Annotated in this window: 8 protein-coding genes; 2 read left to right on the top strand and 6 right to left on the bottom strand. The window is 45.3% G+C overall.

All coding sequences use genetic code 11. From position 1 onward, the window contains the following. Nucleotides 1-440, top strand: a 440-nt coding sequence (locus VIP81_RS09510) for a class I tRNA ligase family protein (protein ID WP_331959010.1), incomplete at its 5' end; no start/stop codon positions are given. A gap of 70 nt (nt 441-510) precedes the next feature. Here VIP81_RS09510 and VIP81_RS09505 read toward each other — a convergent pair. Together VIP81_RS09505 and VIP81_RS09500 are read right to left on the bottom strand one after the other, a co-directional pair. Further along, complete coding sequence (locus VIP81_RS09505) at nt 511-1,323, bottom strand: sugar phosphate isomerase/epimerase (protein WP_331959007.1); 813 nt, start codon at nt 1,321-1,323, stop codon at nt 511-513. Nucleotides 1,324-1,326: 3 nt separating this feature from the next. Beyond that, nucleotides 1,327-3,498: a PQQ-binding-like beta-propeller repeat protein gene (locus VIP81_RS09500; protein ID WP_331959003.1), complete on the bottom strand. Its 2,172-nt coding sequence runs from the start codon at nt 3,496-3,498 to the stop codon at nt 1,327-1,329. Nucleotides 3,499-3,647: 149 nt separating this feature from the next. Between VIP81_RS09500 and VIP81_RS09495 the strand changes: the two genes are divergently transcribed. Next, a complete protein-coding gene (locus tag VIP81_RS09495; protein WP_331959000.1) occupies nt 3,648-4,508 on the top strand; it encodes an AraC family transcriptional regulator in 861 nt (286 codons plus the stop codon). 12 nt (nt 4,509-4,520) lie between these two features. On the opposite strand, the gene VIP81_RS09490 is transcribed toward VIP81_RS09495, so the two are convergent. The 4 genes from VIP81_RS09490 to VIP81_RS09475 form a co-directional block, all read right to left on the bottom strand. Then, the gene (locus VIP81_RS09490) at nt 4,521-4,787 is read right to left on the bottom strand and encodes a hypothetical protein (protein ID WP_331958997.1); all 267 of its coding nucleotides are present in this window, start codon (nt 4,785-4,787) and stop codon (nt 4,521-4,523) included. A 64-nt stretch (nt 4,788-4,851) separates the two neighbouring features. Then, on the bottom strand, nt 4,852-5,118 hold the full coding sequence (locus tag VIP81_RS09485; protein WP_331958994.1) for a hypothetical protein: 267 nt from the start codon (nt 5,116-5,118) through the stop codon (nt 4,852-4,854). A gap of 2 nt (nt 5,119-5,120) precedes the next feature. Beyond that, the gene (locus tag VIP81_RS09480; RefSeq protein ID WP_331958991.1) at nt 5,121-6,530 is read right to left on the bottom strand and encodes a radical SAM protein; all 1,410 of its coding nucleotides are present in this window, start codon (nt 6,528-6,530) and stop codon (nt 5,121-5,123) included. Next, on the bottom strand, nt 6,523-6,996 hold a 474-nt coding region (locus VIP81_RS09475), incomplete at its 5' end, for a prolipoprotein diacylglyceryl transferase family protein (RefSeq protein WP_331958987.1). The genes VIP81_RS09475 and VIP81_RS09480, both read right to left, overlap by 8 nt.

The raw sequence follows: 6,996 nt of genomic DNA, 5'->3' as shown, positions 1-6,996 counted from the left end.
ACAAAACTATCCAGAAGATAGATCACGATACGAACAGTTTCTCTTATAACACGGCAGTAAGCCAGTTTATGATCTGTGTAAATGAACTCGCTACCATGCGTTGTCATAAACGCAGCATACTGGAAAAATTGCTGATATTGCTGACACCTTATGCACCGCATTTGAGTGAAGAACTGTGGCAGTATATCGGTAACAACGAAAGCATTCTGAATGCACCTTACCCGGTATTTGATGAGCAGTACACCAAAGAAAGTGCGTTCAATTATCCGATCGCGATCAATGGCAAAACCCGCTCTGAGATAGGCTTCTCACTGGATGCAGCTATTCCTGATATGGAAAAAGAAGTGCTGGCCAACGAGGTAGTACAGAAATGGCTGGAAGGCAAAGCACCTAAGAAAGTGATTATCGTAAAAGGTAAAATGATTAACGTGGTCATTTAATCACTGCGTTTATCTATAAAATACAAAAGGGGGTATATCCATGCGATACACCCCCTTTGCATTTTATGCATTACTTCAGCTTATTAAAATCAGTGATTTCCTTTTTAACACCCTGCACATTATTTTCGAAATCATGCTCATATTCTACGTAAATGCGGCCCGTGAAATGTTGTCTTTTTAATTCACGCACCACCGCCGGGTAATCGATGATTCCTTCTCCTACATTTACGTCCTCGCCATTTTTATCAATATCTTTTAAATGAATTTCGAGGATATGGCCTTCCAGTTTTTTAAGGCATTGTACCACATCTAATCCGCTGCGGGCCCAGTGTCCGAGGTCGGCACAGGCGCCTATGTTGGAATGGCCTTTGATGGCGGCCAGCACGGAATCCGGATGCCAGTAAATGCTTTCCCCTTTTTTATGTTCATGAATAGCCACTTTCATATGGTAGCTGCCAGCGATGCTATCGATGGTGTGCCATTGGCTGGTAGCGGGTTCGCAGGTAATGATCTGTGCGCCTAATTGTTTGGCCAGCAAAAATCGTTGTTGCCATCCGGCGGCATCGTCGGCATTACCGACAAAAAGAGAAGACATTTTGATTCCCTTCTCTCCCAGTAATTTCCTTACGCCTGTTACTTCTGCAGGAGAAAGGGCATCCAGGTTTTTACTGTATTTGGCTACCGTATGCCAGGCAAAGCCTTGTACATCACGGCATCCGGCGCTATCCGCTTTTTGCAGAGCTGTTTCCAGCGGGAAGGTATGAAAGGAATACAGCGCTATGCACATTTTCCAGACAGGCACTTTTGCGATGGTACTTCTTCCGAAACCAAACAAACAACAAGCGACGATAACAGGCAAACAGTAGTTTATTATCTTTTTCATGTACTAATTTTTTTGGTGAGATGGGAGCGCAAAAGCCACATAGGCATCGCCCTGTTTACCGCCCCATTTGGAGCCCCCACAGGCGATGACGATATATTGTTTTCCGTTTAACGTATATACCGACGGCGTTGCTACGCCGGGTGCGGGAAGATCCGTTTCCCAAAGGATTTTTCCATTTCGCTTGTTGATGGCCCGGAACTTTCCATCTGCGGTGGCGCCAATAAACAGCAGTCCACCTGCGGTGGCCACGGGGCCTCCATAGTTTTCTCTGCCGGTCACCGGAATTCCTTTCGCTGTCAGTTCTTTAAATTCCCCGAAATTGATCTGCCATTCAAGCGCACCTGTGTTCAGGTTGATAGCGTTTAAAGTGCCCCATGGTGGCTTGATACCGGGGTATCCTTCTTTCGTTAAAAATTTATTATAGCCGGTAAATCCGTATAAGTCGGTATGCGGAGCGGCGGCTTTTCCGGTGTTGCCTTTATAAGCCGTTTTTTGATCCTGTTGCAGGTTTAAGATAAAAGACGCCAGCGCATCTTTTTCTACCTGATTTAAATGGTTAAAACCGGGCATCATCCGCCTTCCGGAAGCTACCAGTTCCAGGAACTTGCGCTTTGTATATTTTTTGTCCACGCCCACGATCGATGGATAGTCGCCTCCACCCTTCCTGTCGGGGCCATGGCAGCTCATACAGTTTTGCCGGTAAATCGCTTGTCCTGCGTCCATGTTGGTCGTCATCGCCTGGGGCGTCACTTTATTTTCCACCATATTCAGCACCCAGGCCATTTCATTGGCGTTCACGTAGAGCATCCCTGATGTAGGATCAAATGCAGGTCCACCCCACTCTCCACCGCCATCATAACCAGGAAACACCATCGTGCCTTCTACAGAAGGAGGTGTAAATGGCGTACCTGCGCGAAGACTTTTAAACCGGGTTTTAAGCGCCTGGTATTCTGTGTCGCTCACAAAGTGATTCAGGTCGTCTTCCGTAATACGCTGCCTGGTAAATGGTTTGGGCAAGGAAGGTACAGGTTGCGTGGCCCATAATTGCTCACCTTTCAAAGTGGTATTCACGGGAAACGGTGTTTCCGCTATCGGGAACACCGGCGTACCAGTGGTTCTTTCAAAAACAAAAATGAAACCTTGTTTAGTGGTTTGCGCCACCGCATCTATTTTTTGACCATTTCTTTCTATCGTAATCAAAGCCGGTGGGGTAGGCAAATCGCGGTCCCATACATCATGATGAACCAACTGGTAATGCCATAGTTTTTTACCGGTGAGCGCATCAAAGGCAATGATGCAGTTGCCATAAAGCCCCGCTCCCAGCCTGCTGCCGCCATAAAAATCATTGGTGGGATTACCCGTTACCGCAAATAAAATTCCTCGCTTCTCATCTAAGCTAAATCCTGCCCAGGCATTGGTAGAACCCATAAACTGATAGGCTTCTTTATCTTCCCAGGTTTCATAGCCCGGTTCTCCGGGATATGGAATGGTGTGAAAAATCCATTTTTGCTTACCTGATTTTACGTCAAAAGCCATGATATGACCGGGGGTACTTTCTCCCACCAATCCACTAACAAAAAACAGGTCTTTATATACCATTACCGGAGAAGTAGGTGCGATGAACTGTTCTTCCGGATTCTTTTTGCCCAGTTCATAACGAAGATCTATCCCGCCGTCTTTACCGAAAGATGATACCAGTTTTCCTGTGGTGGCATTCACCTCAAATACAATGGGACCAACGGTATAGATGATCCGCTTATCTTCACCCTCGGCCCAGTAAGCCACGCCCCTGTTCATATTCACGCTGTTGCGATGCCAGGTTTTATTCATCACCGAATCAGCCGGATCAAAGCGCCATTTTTCTTCACCGGTACCAGCATCCACCGCAAATAATTTTAACTTAGGAGAAACACCATACAACACGCCATCTATGATAATCGGATTGCACTCCATGGGACCAAACTTTGTGGAGTCCTTCTTTTCGGTATGATATACCCAGGCTACTTCCAGCAGACTTACATTGGTCGTATCTATTTGTGTAAGATCGGAGTACCGGTTATTCATTTTACTGCCACCGGTGGTCTCCCAGGTAGTGATAGCAGGCCTCGGATTGCTGCAGGCCCATAAACAGACCAGCACAGCCACCATAACAACGTGGAATTTTAGTGCGTTCATAAAAGTTGGATGCAATACAATTTATACAGCTACAAACATATTTAACCCGGGGCTTGAATAAAAGAACAGGATTTGCCATCTTTGATACAATATTTACATTTTTATCCAATAACATTCACCATCATCAAATAACGTATTAATTACCCTTCATGAAAAGCGCCTTCCAGCAACTCAATATGCCAGCTGATACCAGCTTTATCATCAGGGAGTACCATCAGCCCCACTTTACCGCGCCCTTTCATTTTCATCATGCTTATGAAGTCATCATGATCGTAAAAAGTTATGGTAAAATTTACGGCGGTAATAAAGTGCTGAACTTTAGTGAAGGCGACATCTACCTGTTCGGACCTGGCTTTGGTCATTGCTTCTACAATGACCAATCGTTTATTGATACCGGTGAAATGGCGCATGCCATTGTGGTGCAGTTTACCGAAGACTTTATCGGAAAAGATTTTTTCGATAAACCGGAATTAAGAAAAGTAAAGAAGATGCTGCAGCAGGCGCCTGCCGGTGTTAAATTCCATACACCTGCACCCACCACCCAAAAACTATTTTCCCAACTATGTGAACAAAAACAGCTGCCGGGCCTCATCCTTCTCCTGCAGCTGCTGGACACCTTATCAGGGCAACGGAAATTATTATTAAACGATGCGCCCGGAAAAATATACTATCATCAAAATGATTCTTCCAAAATAGAACTGGTGTTTAAGTATGTGATAGAAAACTTCAAATCAACGGTAGACAGCAAGTCGGCAGCCGCACTTATTTTTTTGAATGAAGCCGCCTTTTGCCGTTATTTTAAAAGAAGAACACGCAAAACATTTTCACAGTTTGTAAATGAAGTCAGGGTAACGCATGCCACCAAACTGTTGCTGAACAAGGATGATAGCATTGCGGAAGTTTGTTACGCCTGCGGGTATAATAATGTTTCTTATTTCAACCGGCAGTTTAAGCTGCTGCAGGGCGTAACGCCGAAGGAGTATAGAGCAAATTATCTGGAAAGAGGGTAGTTTTTTGCCGTATCAACAGATACCCGACACAGCTATCGCGACATATGCGATGACTGCGATTACAAGACAAATAATAACTCCCGCAGATAACAATAATGCTTTACCTGTTTGCTGATATTTTGTATATACTAAAAATAAACCACTGACGATATACACGCCCAGTACAGCCCCGAGGGACAGGCTATTTTGGTCAATACTTATAGTTTCCGTAATAATTAATGCGATCAGGCATATCACCGGAATAAAGGTGAATAGCATGATTTGTTTCCAGGTTGTCATAGATGTTCTATTTCACAGGTAAATCAGCCCCATAGGGAGTTCGGAGCTGATTCAAAAATACTATTTAGTTAAACCGCAGGCCATTCAATATCAGCCCACAGGTAGAAAATCCTACCAGCAAAATGATGCCTGTCGACAATAATAACACTTTACTGAAATGCTTATTTTCTACCAGCAACAGCCCCAGGCCAATAAGAAAATAGGCTCCCGACACCAGCAACACCAGGATACCCGCAGCGAGCATACCACTTTCTCCGGTCATGCACAAAATCAGTGACAGCAGTAATGGTATGCCGGTACATAATAGTACTTCTTTGAAAGTTTTATTCATAGTTATACAATTGGAATGAATGTACGTTCTTGCTGCAATTCCTTTAAATACGCTTCTTTATCATCTCTGTAAAACAGGTTCATGGTCTCAAAAGGAATGATGCGCCCGTCTTTATGCACAATATGTACGCATGATTTTTTGATAGCACGTACATCAAAATCATACGCATCTAAAAAGCGCATAATAACGATGCGGAATAAATTCGTATAGTCGAGACCGGGAGCCTGTACCTGCGGCAAACAACAAAGTAGTGATTGCATATCATTCACGGCAGCATCGGTAGAAATGCCGGTGCTGAATATTTTCAGCACGTGCTGGTGCAGTCTTTCGTCCTGTTCGTACACGATGGTATTTTTAGAATTATTCAGCAGCACGGTAGGATCTACGTAACGGGTGAGCGGGAAAACTTCCCCATCTATTTTCAATGCGTAGGCCATGGCCAGTGCATCGGGATTGCAAGGCACCGGGATGATGTCGTTGGCTTTCCAGATAGGTGATTGTTCCAGGATGCGTTGTCGTACTTCCGTTAACGTGATACGGTCGGTGGCCGGATCAAAATCATCGGTGCGGCCGGCTACCTGTACTGGCTGGAAGGTAACGCCGCGTACGCAGGGTTGTTTGATAGCGTAGTCGATGATAGCGCCCATTTCATCATCGTTCTGTCCTTTCTGCAGCGTTACTACCAGGGTGGTACTCAGCCCGGCTTCATTCAGATTTTCAATGGCCTGTTTGCGTACATCTGTCAAATCCTTTCCACGCATACGTTCCAGCACTTCCGGTTTAAACGAATCGAACTGAAGATATACTTCAAAGTCGGGCTGATAGGTAGCGAGTCTGGCGGTAAATTCTTTATCTTTTGCAATGCGCACCCCGTTGGTGTTGATCATGAGGTGGCGGATAGGCTTGGTTTTAGCAATATCCAGTATTTCAAAAAACTGCGGATGAATAGTCGGTTCTCCGCCGCTGAGTTGAATCACATCGGGTTGTCCTTCGTTGGCGACGATGATGTCCAGCATCTGTTCTATTTCTTCCAGGGTGCGGTGCCGGCCGTAATGTGGCGACGACATGGCATAACAGGTAGGACAGGTAAGGTTGCAACGGTCGGTTACTTCGATCACGGTTAAACAGGAATGCTGTTCATGATCAGCGCATAACCCACAATCATAAGGGCAGCCGTAATGTGTACTGGTATTGGTTTTAAGCGGCGCTTCCGATGGCTTGTTATAGTTACGTGTATTTTTATAGTAGTCGATATCTGTAGCAATCAGCACTTTTTCTTTTCCGTGATGCGGGCAATGCTTGATCATGAAAACTTTTTCGTCTTCAAATATCACCTTGGCGTCTACACGTCGTAAACAGGTGCTACAGATGCTCAGTGTAAAATCGTAATAGGTGTAATTTTTTTCAGGCATATTGCTTTTGAGTTAGTCGTGATGGAAAAAGGATGGTGGGTAAATAATAGCACAATCCGGCCAAACAGGCCAGCTGTATAGATCCCAGGCCAAAGGCAAAGCGGTAGCCGGGTTTGATAAAGTCCAGCAGAAAACGAAACAGCAGGTAGGCGATCATGAAAAGTTTGAATCTGCCGCCATTTACCAGGGGCCATCGCTGGCTGATAAAGGCCAGTAGTGCCCAGAGTGCCGCCAGGAAAATAATTTCATAGAGAGATACCGGATGCCGGAGCAAGCCATCGCCCAGGTTCATGCCCGAGGGCAATGAAGTAGGTAGTCCGTAGGTTTCTTCATAAATACCCATAGAAAAACAGCCTATTCTGCCGATGATCATGGCCAGTATCAGCGGATAAACAAACAGGTCGCCGGTAGACTCCCGTTCGCCGATCGCTTTCTTGATGAGTTCTACCCCTGCCAGTCCGCCGAG

The sequence above is a fragment of the Chitinophaga sp. genome (assembly GCF_036566945.1).
Lineage (GTDB): Bacteria > Bacteroidota > Bacteroidia > Chitinophagales > Chitinophagaceae > Chitinophaga.
The sequence above is the reverse complement of the archived record's forward strand: the minus strand, read 5'-3'. Positions and strand labels throughout refer to the sequence as shown.

Excerpts from the sequence above, each read along its gene's own strand:
- VIP81_RS09505 (WP_331959007.1), bottom strand. The coding sequence starts at position 1,323 with ATGAAAAAGATAATAAACTACTGTTTGCCTGTTATCGTCGCTTGTTGT.
- VIP81_RS09500 (WP_331959003.1), bottom strand. The coding sequence starts at position 3,498 with ATGAACGCACTAAAATTCCACGTTGTTATGGTGGCTGTGCTGGTCTGT.
- VIP81_RS09495 (WP_331959000.1), top strand. The coding sequence starts at position 3,648 with ATGAAAAGCGCCTTCCAGCAACTCAATATGCCAGCTGATACCAGCTTT.
- VIP81_RS09490 (WP_331958997.1), bottom strand. The coding sequence starts at position 4,787 with ATGACAACCTGGAAACAAATCATGCTATTCACCTTTATTCCGGTGATA.
- VIP81_RS09485 (WP_331958994.1), bottom strand. The coding sequence starts at position 5,118 with ATGAATAAAACTTTCAAAGAAGTACTATTATGTACCGGCATACCATTA.
- VIP81_RS09480 (WP_331958991.1), bottom strand. The coding sequence starts at position 6,530 with ATGCCTGAAAAAAATTACACCTATTACGATTTTACACTGAGCATCTGT.